The organism is Microbacterium sp. (genome assembly GCF_049650565.1).
Lineage (GTDB): Bacteria > Actinomycetota > Actinomycetes > Actinomycetales > Microbacteriaceae > Microbacterium.
In genome coordinates this window covers 40,267-55,073 of record NZ_JBASAK010000054.1, presented here as the reverse complement: position 1 = coordinate 55,073, position 14,807 = coordinate 40,267, and the positions used below count along the sequence as shown (strand labels likewise).

The following is a 14,807-nucleotide window of genomic DNA, read 5'->3' as shown; positions in this document are numbered from 1 at the left end:
TCGAATCGATTCGATACAATGCCGGGATGGATACTGCGCTCACCCGCTCCCAGTTCGTGCGCTGGCGCGCGGCCATCTTCGCGATCTTCCTGGCCAGCGGCCTCTCGATCGCCACGTGGGCGTCCCGCGTGCCCGACATCGCGGCCGCACTCGGCATCGACAAGGCGCAGATCGGCCTGCTGCTGCTGGGCATGGGGGTCTCGTCGATCATCGGCATCTCCACCGGGCCCCTGGTCATGGCCCGCACCGGGGCGCGGCTGGGGATGCTCATCGCGATGCTGATGTTCGGCACCGGCGTGCTGCTGATCGGCCTCGGCACCGACCTGCTCGGCTCGATCCCCGTCGTCATGGCCGGGCTCATACTGTTCGGCTTCGGCAACGGCGCGGTCGACGTGATGATGAACGTCGAGGCTACGGCCATCGAGCAGCACATGGGCCGCACGATCCTGCCGGTGTTCCACGCCTTCTTCAGCTTCGGCACCGTGATCGGCGCGGGCATCGGCGTGCTCGCCGCACGCGGGGGACTGGATGTCGCCGCGCACGCCGGCATCATCAGCGCGGTCATCGTCGCGGCGTCAGTCGTGTGCTTCTTCCAGGTGCCGGTGCGCGAGGTCGCCCTCGACCCCACCGACGAGATCAGGCCCACCTTCCGCCAGCGCATGCACACGGCACTGGAGGCCTGGCGCGAGCCCCGCACCTACGCGCTGGGGATCGTCATGCTGGGCATGTCGTTCGCGGAGGGAGGCGCCAACGACTGGATCGCCCTGGGCGTGGTCGAGGGGCACCACCAGCCGTCCGGAATGGGCGCCCTGGCGCTGGCCGTGTTCTCTGTCGGCATGAGCGTGGTGCGCCTGTTCGGCGGGCCGCTCGTCGACCGGTTCGGCCGCGTGACGGTGCTGCGCGTGCTGTCGGGGACGGCGGCAGCCGGCATCCTGCTGTTCATCCTCGGCCCGAACCTGCCGCTGGTGCTGGTGGGAGCGGCTCTGTGGGGGATCGGCGCATCGCTGGGCTTCCCACTGGGGATGTCGGCCGCGGCCGACGATCCGACCAAGGCTGCCGCGCGCGTGAGCGCCGCCGCCACCATCGGCTACGTGGCGTTCCTCGGCGGCCCCCCGGTGCTGGGGGTGATCAGCGAGCACATCGGCCTGCTGAACACGCTGTTCATCCTGGTGGCACTGGTGGTCATGTCAGGGCTGTTCTCCAGTGCGGCGAAGCCGCTGCGCGAGGGCGCCCCGGTCACGACGAAGTAGGCTCGTCGGGTGCGCCTCGTCATCGCCCGCTGCTCCGTCGATTACACCGGGCGGCTCCATGCCCATCTGCCGCTCGCCACGCGCCTGCTGGTGCACAAGGGCGACGGCAGCCTGCTCGTGCACTCCGACGGCGGCAGCTACAAGCCGCTGAACTGGATGAGTCCACCGTGCACCCTGGCCTCCGAGGAGCCGGGTGAGGACGAGGCCACGGCCGGCGTCATCGAGGTGTGGCGCGTCACGCACAAGAAGACCGGCGATGCGCTGCGCGTGCAGATCTACGAGATCCTGCACGACTCCAACCACGACCTCGGCATCGACCCCGGCCTGCAGAAGGACGGCGTGGAGGCCGACCTGCAGCGGCTGCTCGCCGAGCAGGTCGACCTGATCAGCGAGGGCGGCAAGCTCGTGCGCCGCGAGTTCCCGACCGCCATCGGCCCGGTGGACCTGATGATCCGGGATGCCGAAGGAGCGGCCATCGCGGTGGAGGTCAAGCGCCGTGGCGACATCGACGGCGTCGAACAGCTCACCCGCTACCTGGAGCTGCTGGGCCGCGACCCGCACCTGTCGCCCATCACCGGCGTGTTCGCCGCTCAGGAGATCAAGCCGCAGGCCCGCGTGCTGGCCGAGGACCGCGGCATCCGCTGCGTCGTTCTCGACTACGAGGGCATGAAGGGCACCGAATCCGGCGCTCCCCGCCTCTTCTGAAACAGCGCTCCCGCCCGCCCGTAGGCTGGAGCCATGCCGTCATCGCCCTATTCCTGCATCCTCTGGGACGTGGACGGCACCATCGCCGACGCGTCGGCCGGCATCATGCCGCGGCTGCGCAAGGTGTTCGCCTCGTACGGACTGCCGGAGCCGGATGCCGCTGAGCTGTCGCTCTGGATCGGCCCGCCCATGCACGAGTCGTTCCAGCTGCGCGCGGGCCTCGACGAGCAGCGCGCTCACGAAGCCGTGGACCGCTACCGCGGGCTGGCCAAGGCCGACGGCTACGCCGCCTCGGTGCGGATCTACCCGGGCGTCGCCGAGCTCCTGCAGGAGGTGCACGATGCCGGCATCCCGCAGTCCACGGCCAGCACCAAACCCGAGAACCAGGTGCGCGCCATCCTCGACCACTACGCGCTGACCGGTCTGTTCACCGCGATCTCCGGCGCGCGCCCGCTGCCCGAGGGGCGCGCCGACGGCAAGGCGTTCGTGATCACTCAGGCGCTCGATCGACTGCGCGCCGCCGGGGTCGACACGTCCCGCCCCGTGCTGATCGGCGACAGGCATCACGACGTCGACGGCGCCGCCGAGCACGGCATCCCGGTCATCTTCGTGGGCTGGGGGTTCGGCGGGCCTCACGAGGCCGACCTCGCGCACCAGAAGGTCTCCGACACCGTCGCACTGAGGCGCGCACTGCTCGACTGACAGCCGGGTACTGTACCGTGATCTAGGCGCGACATTGCCGATGACGCGCGCCATGACGTGAAGGAGCAGCAGTGGCTGAAGCGCCGAGCATGCGCAAGGTGCAGCTCATCGTGCCCGCTGCCGATACCACTGTCACCGAATGGCTCGATCTGCAGTTCTCGGCTTCCGAGTCCGTGCGTCGGCTGATCCGCGAGTCCGTCGCCCGCGAGGGCTTCGTCGACGTGGCGAACCGTCCGGTGCGCCCACCGGCGATCCCCGTGTACGTCGGGGAGCAGCTGCCCGACGACGATCGGCCGGAATCCCCCGAGCCCACCGCAGCGCCGCTGCCCGCCTCGAAGAAGCCCCGGCCGGCGGCGCGCACGGCGCCCGCCCCCGCGGATGCCGAACCCGACGAGGAGCCGGATGCCGAACCCGCCCCGGCGAGGACCCGCCGGGAGCGTGCGGCTCCCAGCGCGGCGACGGCGACCATCGACGACCTGCTCGGTCTATGAGCATCCTCCACAATTACACCGACGACTCGGAACGAAAGGCCTTCCCATGAGCTCGGACATCATCCACCTGACCGGCGGCATCGACGTCGGAAACGGCTACGTCAAGGGCATGATCCTCAACACCGACACCGGGGTGCGGGACCGCATCGACCTGCCCAGCGCGATCGTGGCCACCCCGCGGCAGTCGCCGAAGGTGCCGCTGGAGGACGCCGAGGCGCCGCAGACCATGAGCGATGCCGAGGAGGACTTCTACAACCGCCTCGACGCCTCGTTCTCGTCGCCACTGGTGTCCGACAACGACCGCCGCATCTTCGGCCGTTCCGCGCTCAGCGTGCGCGGCTCGGTGTTCAGCGAGTTCGAGGTGCACGACGGCCACGCCAGCAAGGCCGACCAGCAGCTCAGCAAGATCCTCGTGCTGGGCGTGTACGCGGCCAAGGCGCTGCGCGACTACGTGCGCGAGCACGACGCGCTGCCCGACCACGAGCTGCGCGTGCGCGTGCGCACGGGCCTCGCCCTGCCGATCAGCGAGTTCGTCGCCCGCCGCTACGGCTACGCCGGCGAGTTCATCGGCTCCAAGGGCTCGGCCGTGCACCTGGTCACGATCAAGAACTTCAACACCCCCGTCAGCGTGCGCATCGAGTTCGACGATGTGCAGGTCGTGGCCGAGGGCGCTTCCGCCCAGTACGCCATCTCCGAGAAGGGCGAGCCCCTGGCCGACGCCCTGCTGGCCGACCTGCGCACCCGCGAGGCCGACATCCTCCCCGGGGTGACCGGCGCCGACCTCGTCGCCGCGCAGAACACCGTGGGCATCGACATCGGCGAGGGCACCGTGAACTTCCCGGTGTTCACCAACGGCAGGTTCAACGCCGAGGCCGCCTCGACCCTCGACATGGGCTACGGCACCATCCTCGAGAACGCCCTGGACCGTCAGGACGAGGCCGACCTGCGCTTCACCAGCCGCAAGCAGCTCGCGGACTTCTTGCAGTCCACCCCGTCGGTGCTGCAGCGCAACCGCCACACCCGTGCAGTGCACCTGGTGGAACCCGACGTGAAGCACCTGGTCGAGCAGATCCGCCGCGCGTTCAGCGAGACACTGAGCCAGTCCGGCGAGTCCACCGAGGTCGTGTACGTCTACGGCGGCGGCTCCGGCCCCATCAAGGACGAGCTGTACCCCGAGCTGATCAAGGCCGCCGGCGACGTGCCGGTGCTGTACCTGGATGCCCGCTACTCGCGCCACCTGAACCGCGAGGGCCTGTTCCTGGCCGCCCGTGCCGCGCAGGAGGCTTTCGAGGCCGCCCAGGCCGCAGCGCAGAAGGCACCCGAGGGCAGCCGCCGCGCCGTGCGCAAGAGCGAGAAGGTCGACGCCTGACCCGACTCCTCATGCAGAAGAACCCCGCCGGATCCGAGAGGACCGGCGGGGTTCTTCTGTCATTCGCCTCAGATAGGGCGGATGTTCTCAGCCTGCAGGCCCTTGGGGCCCTGCGCCACATCGAACTCGACGCGCTGGTTCTCGTCGAGGGAGCGGTAGCCGGAAGACTGGATTGCGGAGTAGTGCGCGAACACGTCAGCGCCTCCGTCGTCGGGGGAGATGAAGCCGAAGCCCTTCTCCGAGTTGAACCACTTGACCGTGCCCTGGGTGCTCATTTACTGCCGTTCTGCTTGTTGCGATGCCGACGCAGGATGCACCGACTGTCGCTAACGCTATCCCAGCCGACGCGCCCGGCAACAGTGGTCAGCAGAAGGTGACCGAAATGTTGCATGAGGAGATGGACTCGATGCACGCCTGAAAGGGTCGGGACCGCTCCGAGGCAGAATAAGTTGGCCCTCACCGCGGGGGGAGCGATGAGGGCCGAAGACGACCGGAGGGTGCGTCAGACTTCAGTGTACACAACTTCGCGCCGATTTGTCCCCCTTTTGGGGGACAAATCATGAGAGCCCCCTGGCGACCTTCCTCTGAGGGATGCCCGGCGCGCTGCTCTTGCTCTCACCATCTCATCGAGGAGACCCGCGTCAGCGCAGCGAGGTGTGCCGTTCGATCGAGCGGATGCCCCACCAGGCCAGCAGCACGATCGCGGCGAGGCTCGTGACGACGAAGCCCAGGCCCAGCACGTGCGGGGCCGCTTGGTGCTGGATCGAGGCGATGAAACCGGGCAGCATCCCGTCGGCAGCGACGCTGCCGGCATCCTCTCCTGTGAGCACCACGCCGAGAGGGATGAAGAGGATCGCCGCGAACGTGACGATCTGCATGACGACGTACACGATCACGCCGCCGATGACCGGCGCGCCGAAGCCGAGGTGGTTGAACCGGCCCTGAGCGCCGATGCTCATGATGGCGGCGCCGGCGACCACCAGGTAGCCCACCTGCAGCAGCGCGACGATCACGCCGAACCACACCATCCACGGCTGGATCATGGCGAGGCCCTCGCGGAGGAACTCGCCGGGGTCGCGACCGATGGCGAGCGCGTAGGCGGTCCCCGCGCCCAGCAGTCCCGCGAGAGTGATCAGCAGCGCGACCAGCGCGACCACGAACCCGTAGAGAGCCTTGGCCGCGAACAGCGTGCGCCCGCGCACCGGCAGCGCCATGGTGAAATAGCCCTCGCGGCCGTACATCGAGCGCCAGTAGTTCTCCACCAGCAGCCCCAGCACGATCGGCGTGACAGCGACGGCGACGGCGATCCCGAGCAGCATCGTCACGGATCCGAGCACGGGCACCTTCAGGGCGGTGAGCGTGAGCGAGACGAGGACCACGAGCAGCGCGACCCCGACGGTCGAGAGCAGGTTCTTGCGCGTGGAGCGGAACTCCTGCGCGAGCAGTGTGCCGATCATGATGCGTACACCTTTCGGAAGAGCGCGTCCAGGCTGGAGCCGTGCTCGGCGCGAAGCGCGTCGGCCTCGCCCTGCAGCAGCATCCGCCCGTCCTTGAGGAACAGCACAGAGTCGACGATCTGCTCGACGTCCTGGATGAGATGGGTGGAGATGAGCATCAGGGCGTCCTCGTCGAAGTTCTGAAGGATGCCGCGCAGGATCACGTCGCGCGATGCCGGATCGACGCCCGAGATGGGCTCATCCAGCAGATAGACCTCCGCGCGGCGCGACATGGCCAGTGAGATCTGCAGCTTCTCACGCATGCCCTTGGACATCTCCTTGAGCGTGCGGTCCCACGGGAGGCCGAAGAAGTCGACCATCTCCCGGGCCTTCGCCGCATCGAAGTCCGCGAAGAAGCGCGCGAACTGGGCGATGGAGTCCGCCGGCTCATGCGAGTCGGGCAGGAACGACGCGTCCGGAAGGAACGACACCAGAGCCTTGGACTCCGGTCCGGGAACGTGTCCGACGACGCGCACCTCGCCCTGCCAGTCGGCCAGCACACCGGCCAGGATCTTCAGCAACGTGGTCTTGCCCGAGCCGTTGTCGCCCATCAGTCCGACGATCTGGCCGGGAGCCAGGTTCAGGTCCAGGCCGTTCAGGGCAGGTCTGCCGCGGTAGGACTTGGTGAGTCCGGTGATCTTGATGGCGGATTGCGTGGTCATCGCGCTTCCTCTCCGGTGGTGTGCGTGCCCTCGGCGTCGGCCCAACGGCGGGCCAGCAGGTCGGTGGCGTCCTCAAGCGACATGCCGAGGCCGTGTGCCGCCTGGACGAAGCCGTCGGCGGTGGATGCTGCGAGCGCGGCGCGCCCGGCGGCGACGGCCCCCTCGTCCTGGGTGACGAATCGGCCGGCCGTGCGCTCGGTCGTGGTCAGACCCTGCCGGTCCACCTCGCCGAGCGCCTTCTGAACGGTGTTGGGGTTCACGCCGAGCTCGAGGGCCAGTTCGCGCACCGAGGGGACCTTCGCCCCCGGCGACCACTCGCCCGCCGCGATCCGGCGGCGGAACTCGGAGGCGAGCTGAGCCCAGATCGGACGGGAGTCGTCGATCAGCATCCGCTCTCCTTCGTTCTTGTCTCACTGTATTACAACAGTGGTACAGATGCAAGAGACGGTGAGCTGCGTTCACATCCGTCGGCCGGTGGCGGCGTATGAATCGGTCATGAGGATCGCTTCCCAGAAGGTGCGCGAGGGGGGCTTGATTCCCTCGCGGCCGCTCCAAGGTGCCACCCTGCGTTCACAAATGAGAAAGACCCCGGATCCTTCGGACCGGGGTCTTTCTCGTTTGTGCGCGAGGGGGGACTTGAACCCCCACGCCCTTGCAGGCACTGGCACCTGAAGCCAGCGCGTCTACCTATTCCGCCACTCGCGCAGTGTCTCGTTCCGGAGAACTCAACCTGCTAACACTAACATGACGAAACGCGTGCCTCATACTCCGCGCGCACTCCGCGCGCGTCACCTCCAGACAGCGCCCGTCCCCGCCATCCCGCCGGAATCACGCCCGATGAAGCGCGCATTCAGCGGGGCTGGCTACGATGGCCGTACCAGTCGGCATGCCAGAGGAACCTTGTGGGACTACTTGACAGCTTTGAGAAAGGTCTCGAGCGCGCAGTGAACAGCGCGTTCGCCAAGACCTTCCGCAGCGGCATCCAGCCCGTCGAGATCGCCTCCGCCCTGCGCCGCGAGGCCGACACCAGGGCGGCCGTGGTCAGCCGCGACCGCATCATCACCCCCAGCGACTACCTCGTGCGCCTCAGCCCCGACGACGACGAGCGGATGCGGGGCCTCGGCGGCGCCCTGAACGACGAGCTGTACGCCCTGCTGACCAAGCACGCCCGCACCCAGGGGTACAGCTTCGCCGGCCCGCTGCACATCATCATCGAGGCCGACGAGCACGTCGCCACCGGCACGGTGCGCGTGAGCTCCTCCTCGGTGGAGAGCGGCGTCACCTGGCAGGGCGTCATCGAGGTCGACGGCGGGCAGCACGTCCTCACCAGCGCGCGGACCATCATCGGCCGCGGCAGCGATGCGACCATCACCATCTCGGATGCCGGCTCCAGCCGCCGCCACGCCGAGGTGCTGTGGGACGGCGAACGCGCGATGCTGCGTGATCTGGGCTCCACCAACGGCACCAAGGTCGAGGGGCAGAAGGTGCGCGAGGCCCCGCTCGCCCCCGGCTCCACCTTCACCATCGGGCGCACGCAGCTGACCTTCCGCGTCGTCCCTTCGACGGGCTCAGGAACCCCCGGAAGCAGAGCGGGGGCCCTGCGATGAGCGAGCTCCTGCTGCTGGTCCTTCGCATCGTCTTCCTGGTGATGCTGTGGTTCTTCGTGTTCGCGGTGGTCTACTCGCTGCGCGCCGATCTGTTCGGCGTCCGCGTGCGCAAGATGCCCGCCGGCGAAGCCGCAGCATCCGCACCTCCCGCGCCCGTGCACCAGGCTCCGCGCCCGGGCAGCGGCTCGCACGCCAAGGCCGCATCGCATCTGGTCATCACCTCCGGCCCCAAGGAGGGTCTCGACGTGCCGCTGGGCACCGCCGACTCCCTCTCCATCGGGCGCTCCAGCGAATCGGGCCTGGTGATCCGCGACGACTACACCTCCAGCCACCACGCCAGGCTCACCCGCCGCGGCGACATCTGGACGCTGCAGGATCTCGGCTCCACCAACGGCACCTTTCTGAACGGCCAGAAGCTCAGCGACAAGCCCGTGCAGGTGCAGATCGGCACCCCCATCAAGGTGGGCGCCACGACCTTCGAGCTGCGAGCGTAGGGCCCGCATCCCGATGGTCTTCGAGGGCTCCAGCGTCGCGATCTCCCACACCGGGAAGGTCCGCTCCAACAACCAGGACTCCGGCTACTCCGGGGCCAACCTGTTCGTCGTCGCCGACGGCATGGGCGGACACGCCGGCGGAGACGTCGCCTCGAGCATCGCCATCGGCCGCATGAAGGACCTGGACCAGCACTACGACTCCACCGACGACGCGCAGGCGACCCTGCAGGCCGCCGCCACCACCGCCGCGGGCGATCTGGTGCGCGCGTCGAAGGAGCGCCCCGAGCTGGCGGGCCTGGGCACCACGCTCAGCGCCATCATCATGGTCGATGACCACGCTGTCATCGGCCACATCGGCGACTCGCGCATCTACCTGTACCGCGACGACGCCCTCACCCAGATCACCACCGACCACACGTTCGTGCAGCGGCTGGTCGACTCGGGCCGCATCACGCTCGAGGAGGCCAGGTACCACCCCCGCCGCTCCGTGCTCATGCGCGTGCTCAGCGACATGGACATCGCCCCGGACCTGGACCTGTTCGTCATGCCCACCCGCCCCGGAGACCGGTGGCTGCTGTGCTCAGACGGCCTGTCCGGTGTGGTCGACGACGTGCACATCGCGAAGGCCATGAGCCACGGGCTCGCCCCCGGCCGCACCGCCGACATCCTGCTCAAGCAGGCTCTCGACGGCGGCGCCCCCGACAACGTCACGGTCGTGCTCGTGGACGTCGGCGGCGCGCATCCGCTCTCCTCCGGCACCCCGACGGTCGTCGGCGCGGCATCCAACCCGACCAGCCTCCCGGTGCCCGCCGCGCGCGCCTCGCTCAGCGGGTGGCTGCACCCCGTGCTGCAGGCCGCCAACGAGCCCAGCCACTTCGAGCCCGACTCGGACTACTTCGAGGAGATCATCGAAGAGGACAAGCGCCGCCGCAACCGCCGCCGCATCGCCTGGCTGGCGGCGCTGGTGGTCGTGCTGCTCGCACTGGTGGGAGCCGGCATCCTCGCCTACAACTGGACGCAGACGCGCTACTTCGTCGGCGCCGACGACGACAGCGTGGTGATCTACCGCGGCGTTCAGCAGGACCTCGGCCCCATCAAGCTGTCCACCGAGGTCAAGGACACGTTCATCCTGCTGGCCGACCTGCCCAACTACCAGCGCGCGTCAGTGGAGCGCACCATCAACGCCCGCTCGTACGCCGACGCGATCGCCATCACCGAGCGCCTGCGCGTCAGCGCGCTGCCGCCCGTGCCCGTCCCGATCCCGTCGCCCGTGCCGGAGACGCCGACCCCGACGGAGGCGCCGACGCCATGACCGACGTCGCCGCCGACACCAGCGTCCTGAAGGCGCTGAAGAGGACCCGGATGCCGCAGAAGCAGCGCAACCGGGAGTTCTGGCTGCTGCTGTTCGCCCTGCTGCTGGCAGGCGGCGCCCTCACGCTCGTGCAGCTGGGCGCCCTGCACACCATCGACCCGATGATCCTCGTCATCGGCGGCGGCCTCGCCGTGCTCGTGTTCGCCGTGCACGTGGTGCTGCGCGCCGTGGCATCCGATGCCGACCCCTTCGTGCTCCCCATCGCGACCCTGCTGACGGGCCTGGGCATCGCGATGATCTACCGCATCGACATCGCCAAGCAGCTCTCCGGCTGGCCGGCCTTCTCCAACAAGCAGCTCGCGTGGACCGCCATCTCGCTGGCGGGCGTCATCGCCCTGGTGATCGCGCTGCGCAACTACCGCGTGCTGTACCGGTACACGTACATCTTCGGCCTGGCCGGGATCGTGCTGCTGATCCTGCCGTTCATCCCGGGGCTCAAGGCCCGCGGCTCCAACGCCGACGTGTGGGTGTCGCTGGGCGGCTTCATCTCATTCCAGCCGGGAGAGCTGGCCAAGATCTGCCTGGCCGTCTTCTTCGCCGGCTACCTGGTGCGCACCCGCGAGAGCCTCAGCTCGGTCGGCACCCGCTTCCTCGGGATGACGTGGCCGCGCATGCGCGAGCTGGGTCCCGTGCTGGTGGTGTGGCTCCTGTCGCTGCTGATCATCGTCACCCAGCGCGACCTCGGCACCGGCGTGCTGCTGTTCGGCATGTTCATCGCCATGCTCTACGTCGCCACCGGCAAGACCAGCTGGGTGCTCATCGGCCTGGCCGGTGTCGCCATCGGCGCGTTCCTGGCCACACGGGTGCTGGCGTACGTGCAGCGCCGCTTCACCAACTGGCTGGACGCATTCAACCCCGACATCATCGGCAAGCAGGGCGGCAGCTACCAGCTCGTCGAGGGCATCTTCGGCCTGGCACGCGGCGGCCTCATCGGCACCGGCTGGGGCCAGGGCCGCCCGCAGATCACGCCGCTCGCCAACAGCGACTACATCATCCCGAGCCTCGGCGAAGAGCTCGGCATCGTCGGGCTGTTCGCGATCCTCTGCCTGTACATGGTGTTCGTCAGCCGCGGCCTGCGCATCGGACTGGCAGGTCAAGACGACTTCGGCAAGCTGCTGGCCACCGGCCTCTCGTTCACGCTCGCGCTGCAGGTGTTCATCATGGTCGGCGGCGTGACCCGCGTCATCCCGCTGACGGGTCTGACCACGCCGTTCCTGGCGGCCGGCGGCTCGTCGCTGGTCGCCAACTGGCTCATCGTCGCACTGCTGCTGCGCATCAGCGACGGCGTGCGCCGTCAGCCCCGGGTGGTGATCGGATGACGAAGGGCCTTCGACTCGTCGCTCCGCTCCTCGCTCAGGAGCCGGTGTGCACTCCACCCCGGGGGGTGTCGCATGACTAGAGAATTGCGACGTCTCAGTTTCGTCATCCTCGCGATGTTCATCGCCCTGTTCATCGCCACGAGCTGGATCCAGGTGGTGGATGCCGACAACCTCGCGCAGAACCCGGCCAACACCCGCACGCGGCTGGACAGCTACCAGATCCAGCGCGGGTCGCTGCTGGTCGGCGGCAACGCCATCGCCACGTCCGTGCCGGTGGCGGATCGCTACCAGTACCAGCGGGTCTACACGGATGCGGCGATGTGGGCGCCCGTCACCGGCTACTACAACCCGGCGCTGCAGTCCTCGACCGGCATCGAGCGGGCGCTGAACCCCGAGCTCTCCGGCTCGAGCTCGAACTCGCTGGTCGCCGAGGTGGAGCGCATCCTGTCCGGCCAGCCCCAGCAGGGACTCAGCGCCCAGTTGACCATGAGCGCGGCGGTGCAGAAGGCCGCATGGGATGCGCTGAACGAGAACGGCTACAAGGGCGCGGTGGTGGCGCTCGAGCCGTCCACCGGCCGCGTGCTGGCCATGGTCTCCACCCCGGGTTTCGACACCAACAAGCTGGCCGCACACGACACCTCCGCAGTCGACGCGGAGCACGATCGGCTGGTCGCCGACCCGCTGAAGCCGCTGTACAACCGGGCCATCGCCGGCAATCTGAACCCTCCCGGCTCCACGTTCAAGCTCGTGGTCGCGACGGCCGCCCTGGAGTCCGGCAAGTACACGATGGAGTCGACGCTGCCGAACCCCGCGCGCTACACGCTGCCGGGCACCTCGCGGCAGATCTCCAACGCCTGGAGCGGCACCTGCGGGCCCGGCGAGACCGCCACGATCGCTGACGCGATCCGGCTCAGCTGCAACATACCGATGGCCGAGCTGGCCGTCGAGCTGGGGGATGACACGGTCCGTGCCACGGCCGAGAAGTACGGGTTCAACTCCGAGCTCGACGTCCCGCTCGCCGTGACGCCGTCCACGTACCCGGACGGGCTCAATGCCCCGCAGACCGCGCTGACCGGATTCGGCCAGGGCGATGTTCGAACGACGCCGCTGCAGATGGCCATGGTGGCCGCCGGCATCGCCAACGGGGGAGCGGTGATGAAGCCGCGGATGGTGGACGCGATCATCGCCGACGACTTCGCGCCCTACAAGAAGTACACCGACGAGGCTCTCGACCAGGTGATGAGCGCCGAGCAGGCCAAGACGCTGACCGCCGCGATGGTGCAGGGCGTGGCTTCGGGAGCCGCGACGGGTGCAAGAATAGACGGCGTCGACGTCGCCGGAAAGACGGGAACCGCAGAGAACGGCGGGAATCCATACACCCTGTGGTTCACAGGTTTCGCGCCGGCGGAGAATCCGAAGGTTGCGGTGGCAGTCGCCGTCGAAGACGGCGGTGGTAAGGGACAGTCGGGTTCCGGCGATGGGATCGCCGCCCCGATTGCGAAGAAAGTCATAGAGGCGGTGCTGGGCAGATGAGGCCGACGCAGGGTGTGTCGTTCGGTGGGCGCTACGAGCTGCAGTCGCGGATCGCGATCGGCGGCATGGGCGAGGTGTGGGAGGCGACCGATCACGTCATCGGACGCACGGTCGCCATCAAGATCCTCAAGGACGAGTACATGGGCGATCCGGGCTTCCTGGAGCGCTTCCGCGCCGAGGCCCGTCACGCCGCTCTGGTCAACCACGAGGGCATCGCCAGCGTGTTCGACTACGGCGAGGAGAACGGCTCGGCCTTCCTGGTCATGGAGCTGGTGCCCGGCGAGGCGCTGTCGACGATCCTCGAGCGCGACGGCGCGCTGAGCGCCGACAAGACGCTCGACTACGTCGCGCAGACGGCATCCGCTCTGCAGGCCGCCCACGCCGCGGGACTGGTGCACCGCGACATCAAGCCCGGCAACCTGCTGATCACGCCCGACGGCCGCGTGAAGATCACCGACTTCGGCATCGCCCGCATCGCCGACCAGGTTCCGCTCACCGCCACCGGCCAGGTGATGGGCACCGTGCAGTACCTCTCGCCCGAGCAGGCGTCCGGCCACTCGGCATCCCCCGCCACCGACGTGTACTCGCTGGGCATCGTCGCCTACGAGTGCCTGGCGGGCAAACGCCCGTTCACGGGCGAGTCGCAGGTGGCCATCGCGATGGCGCAGATCAACGAGCAGCCCCCGCCGCTGCCTCAGACGGTTCCCGTGCCCGTGCAGAACCTCGTGATGTCGATGATCGCGAAGAAGCCCGCCGACCGGCCCTCGTCGGCGGCGACCGTCGCACGCGCCGCGCAGGCGCTGCGGCGCGGCGACCTCAACTCCGCCGCCATCGCCGTTCCGGCCATCGCCGGAGCCGGTGTGGCGAACGCGGATGACGCGACGCGCATCCTCACCGGGATGGGCGACGGCGCCGCCACAACCATCATGCCGACCACCGCGCAGCTGCCCACCGAGCAGGCCGCGGAGCTCGACGGCGAGACCAAGAAGAAGAAGAAGCGCAGCCCGTGGACGTGGCCGCTGATCGCCCTGATCGCGCTTCTGGTGCTGGCGCTGGGCGGCACGCTGATCGGCCTGCTGTCCAACCAGGACGACAAGACCCCGGCGAAGACGAAGAGTTCGATCACGACGCCGTCGACTGAGCCGACACCGGAGGACTCGCCCACTCCGACCACCCCGGCGACCGTGAACGTGGACTCGCTGAACCTCAAGGGCATGAAATGCGACGAAGCCACCAAGACGCTGGATGACAATGGCCTGATCGCAGACTGCCAGCCGGGCAACCCGGCCGAGTCGCAGGACCAGGTCGGCAAGATCTACCAGATCGACGACGGCGGCAACCAGGACGTGGGAGCCACCATCCGGATGTTCTACTACACCGATCAGGTGGCCATCCCCAAGCCACAGACGGCGCCGAGCATCCCGGGCACCGTGACCGAGGGCAAGGAGGCGACCGTCAACTGGAACAGCTACGTCTGCCCGTCCGGCGCCGGCCCGCTCACCTCGTACGAGGTCACGCTCACCAACGCCAAGTTCAAGGCGGATCCGACCAAGACCACCATGAGCTTCACCCCGGGCACCGGCTCCGCCGTGATCGTCGTCGACGCGGGCACGGCCGGCAAGACCGTCACGGCCACCTACCTCGCGTACTGCGGCGACCGGGCATCCGACATGTCCAACTCCGGCACGTCCACCAGCATCCAGCCGGCGGTCACCGATCCGGTTCAGGGCGTCAACCCGCCTCCCGCTCAATAGTCAGGAACGGCCGGGTAATCTGGCTGGAGAGTTTCAGGAGCACCAAGGGGGAG

The 14,807-nt window shown here is 68.6% G+C and carries 15 protein-coding genes and 1 tRNA gene; 11 read left to right on the top strand and 5 right to left on the bottom strand.

The window, feature by feature from the left end:
* The first annotated feature begins 26 nt into the window (after positions 1-26).
* The 5 genes from WA967_RS10220 (at position 27) to WA967_RS10200 (ending at position 4,517) form a co-directional block, all read left to right on the top strand.
* Positions 27-1,250, top strand: a complete 1,224-nt coding sequence (locus WA967_RS10220) for an MFS transporter (protein ID WP_424421998.1) — start codon at positions 27-29, stop codon at positions 1,248-1,250.
* 9 nt (positions 1,251-1,259) lie between these two features.
* Positions 1,260-1,955 carry an endonuclease NucS gene (nucS, locus tag WA967_RS10215; RefSeq protein ID WP_424421995.1) on the top strand — a complete coding sequence of 232 codons (696 nt, stop codon included), beginning with the start codon at positions 1,260-1,262 and terminating at the stop codon, positions 1,953-1,955.
* 33 nt (positions 1,956-1,988) lie between these two features.
* Positions 1,989-2,657 (top strand): HAD hydrolase-like protein, encoded by a 669-nt coding sequence (locus tag WA967_RS10210; protein ID WP_424421992.1) that lies wholly within the window; start codon positions 1,989-1,991, stop codon positions 2,655-2,657.
* A gap of 71 nt (positions 2,658-2,728) precedes the next feature.
* Positions 2,729-3,148 carry a hypothetical protein gene (locus tag WA967_RS10205; protein ID WP_424421991.1) on the top strand — a complete coding sequence of 140 codons (420 nt, stop codon included), beginning with the start codon at positions 2,729-2,731 and terminating at the stop codon, positions 3,146-3,148.
* Positions 3,149-3,194: 46 nt separating this feature from the next.
* Positions 3,195-4,517, top strand: a complete 1,323-nt coding sequence (locus tag WA967_RS10200; RefSeq protein ID WP_424421989.1) for a hypothetical protein — start codon at positions 3,195-3,197, stop codon at positions 4,515-4,517.
* A 68-nt stretch (positions 4,518-4,585) separates the two neighbouring features.
* Here WA967_RS10200 and WA967_RS10195 read toward each other — a convergent pair whose 3' ends face one another.
* From WA967_RS10195 to WA967_RS10175, 5 genes are all read right to left on the bottom strand, one after another.
* A complete protein-coding gene (locus WA967_RS10195) occupies positions 4,586-4,792 on the bottom strand; it encodes a cold-shock protein (protein WP_311256060.1) in 207 nt (68 codons plus the stop codon).
* Between the two features lie 366 nt (positions 4,793-5,158).
* A complete protein-coding gene (locus WA967_RS10190; protein ID WP_424421986.1) occupies positions 5,159-5,974 on the bottom strand; it encodes a hypothetical protein in 816 nt (271 codons plus the stop codon).
* Positions 5,971-6,675, bottom strand: coding sequence for an ABC transporter ATP-binding protein (locus WA967_RS10185; RefSeq protein WP_424421983.1), 705 nt, complete (start codon positions 6,673-6,675; stop codon positions 5,971-5,973). The genes WA967_RS10190 and WA967_RS10185 overlap by 4 nt, the downstream gene beginning before the upstream one ends.
* Positions 6,672-7,064, bottom strand: a complete 393-nt coding sequence (locus WA967_RS10180; protein ID WP_424421980.1) for a GntR family transcriptional regulator — start codon at positions 7,062-7,064, stop codon at positions 6,672-6,674. The genes WA967_RS10185 and WA967_RS10180 overlap by 4 nt, the downstream gene beginning before the upstream one ends.
* 232 nt (positions 7,065-7,296) lie before the next feature.
* Positions 7,297-7,380, bottom strand: a tRNA-Leu gene (locus WA967_RS10175).
* Between the two features lie 197 nt (positions 7,381-7,577).
* Between WA967_RS10175 and WA967_RS10170 the strand changes: the two genes are divergently transcribed.
* The 6 genes from WA967_RS10170 (at position 7,578) to WA967_RS10145 (ending at position 14,754) form a co-directional block, all read left to right on the top strand.
* Positions 7,578-8,282, top strand: coding sequence for an FhaA domain-containing protein (locus tag WA967_RS10170; protein WP_424421977.1), 705 nt, complete (start codon positions 7,578-7,580; stop codon positions 8,280-8,282).
* The gene (locus WA967_RS10165; protein ID WP_424421975.1) at positions 8,279-8,776 is read left to right on the top strand and encodes an FHA domain-containing protein FhaB/FipA; all 498 of its coding nucleotides are present in this window, start codon (positions 8,279-8,281) and stop codon (positions 8,774-8,776) included. Before WA967_RS10170 ends, WA967_RS10165 begins: the two co-directional genes overlap by 4 nt.
* A 13-nt stretch (positions 8,777-8,789) precedes the next feature.
* On the top strand, positions 8,790-10,088 hold the full coding sequence (locus WA967_RS10160) for a PP2C family protein-serine/threonine phosphatase (RefSeq protein ID WP_424421973.1): 1,299 nt from the start codon (positions 8,790-8,792) through the stop codon (positions 10,086-10,088).
* Positions 10,085-11,467, top strand: coding sequence for an FtsW/RodA/SpoVE family cell cycle protein (locus WA967_RS10155; RefSeq protein ID WP_424421970.1), 1,383 nt, complete (start codon positions 10,085-10,087; stop codon positions 11,465-11,467). Before WA967_RS10160 ends, WA967_RS10155 begins: the two co-directional genes overlap by 4 nt.
* A 72-nt stretch (positions 11,468-11,539) precedes the next feature.
* Positions 11,540-13,000 (top strand): peptidoglycan D,D-transpeptidase FtsI family protein, encoded by a 1,461-nt coding sequence (locus WA967_RS10150; RefSeq protein WP_424421966.1) that lies wholly within the window; start codon positions 11,540-11,542, stop codon positions 12,998-13,000.
* The gene (locus tag WA967_RS10145) at positions 12,997-14,754 is read left to right on the top strand and encodes a serine/threonine-protein kinase (RefSeq protein ID WP_424421963.1); all 1,758 of its coding nucleotides are present in this window, start codon (positions 12,997-12,999) and stop codon (positions 14,752-14,754) included. The genes WA967_RS10150 and WA967_RS10145 overlap by 4 nt, the downstream gene beginning before the upstream one ends.
* Positions 14,755-14,807 lie beyond the last annotated feature (53 nt).

Excerpts from the sequence above, each read along its gene's own strand:
- WA967_RS10220 (WP_424421998.1), top strand. The coding sequence starts at position 27 with ATGGATACTGCGCTCACCCGCTCCCAGTTCGTGCGCTGGCGCGCGGCC.
- WA967_RS10210 (WP_424421992.1), top strand. The coding sequence starts at position 1,989 with ATGCCGTCATCGCCCTATTCCTGCATCCTCTGGGACGTGGACGGCACC.
- WA967_RS10200 (WP_424421989.1), top strand. The coding sequence starts at position 3,195 with ATGAGCTCGGACATCATCCACCTGACCGGCGGCATCGACGTCGGAAAC.
- WA967_RS10195 (WP_311256060.1), bottom strand. The coding sequence starts at position 4,792 with ATGAGCACCCAGGGCACGGTCAAGTGGTTCAACTCGGAGAAGGGCTTC.
- WA967_RS10190 (WP_424421986.1), bottom strand. The coding sequence starts at position 5,974 with ATGATCGGCACACTGCTCGCGCAGGAGTTCCGCTCCACGCGCAAGAAC.
- WA967_RS10185 (WP_424421983.1), bottom strand. The coding sequence starts at position 6,675 with ATGACCACGCAATCCGCCATCAAGATCACCGGACTCACCAAGTCCTAC.
- WA967_RS10180 (WP_424421980.1), bottom strand. The coding sequence starts at position 7,064 with ATGCTGATCGACGACTCCCGTCCGATCTGGGCTCAGCTCGCCTCCGAG.
- WA967_RS10165 (WP_424421975.1), top strand. The coding sequence starts at position 8,279 with ATGAGCGAGCTCCTGCTGCTGGTCCTTCGCATCGTCTTCCTGGTGATG.
- WA967_RS10160 (WP_424421973.1), top strand. The coding sequence starts at position 8,790 with ATGGTCTTCGAGGGCTCCAGCGTCGCGATCTCCCACACCGGGAAGGTC.
- WA967_RS10155 (WP_424421970.1), top strand. The coding sequence starts at position 10,085 with ATGACCGACGTCGCCGCCGACACCAGCGTCCTGAAGGCGCTGAAGAGG.
- WA967_RS10150 (WP_424421966.1), top strand. The coding sequence starts at position 11,540 with ATGACTAGAGAATTGCGACGTCTCAGTTTCGTCATCCTCGCGATGTTC.
- WA967_RS10145 (WP_424421963.1), top strand. The coding sequence starts at position 12,997 with ATGAGGCCGACGCAGGGTGTGTCGTTCGGTGGGCGCTACGAGCTGCAG.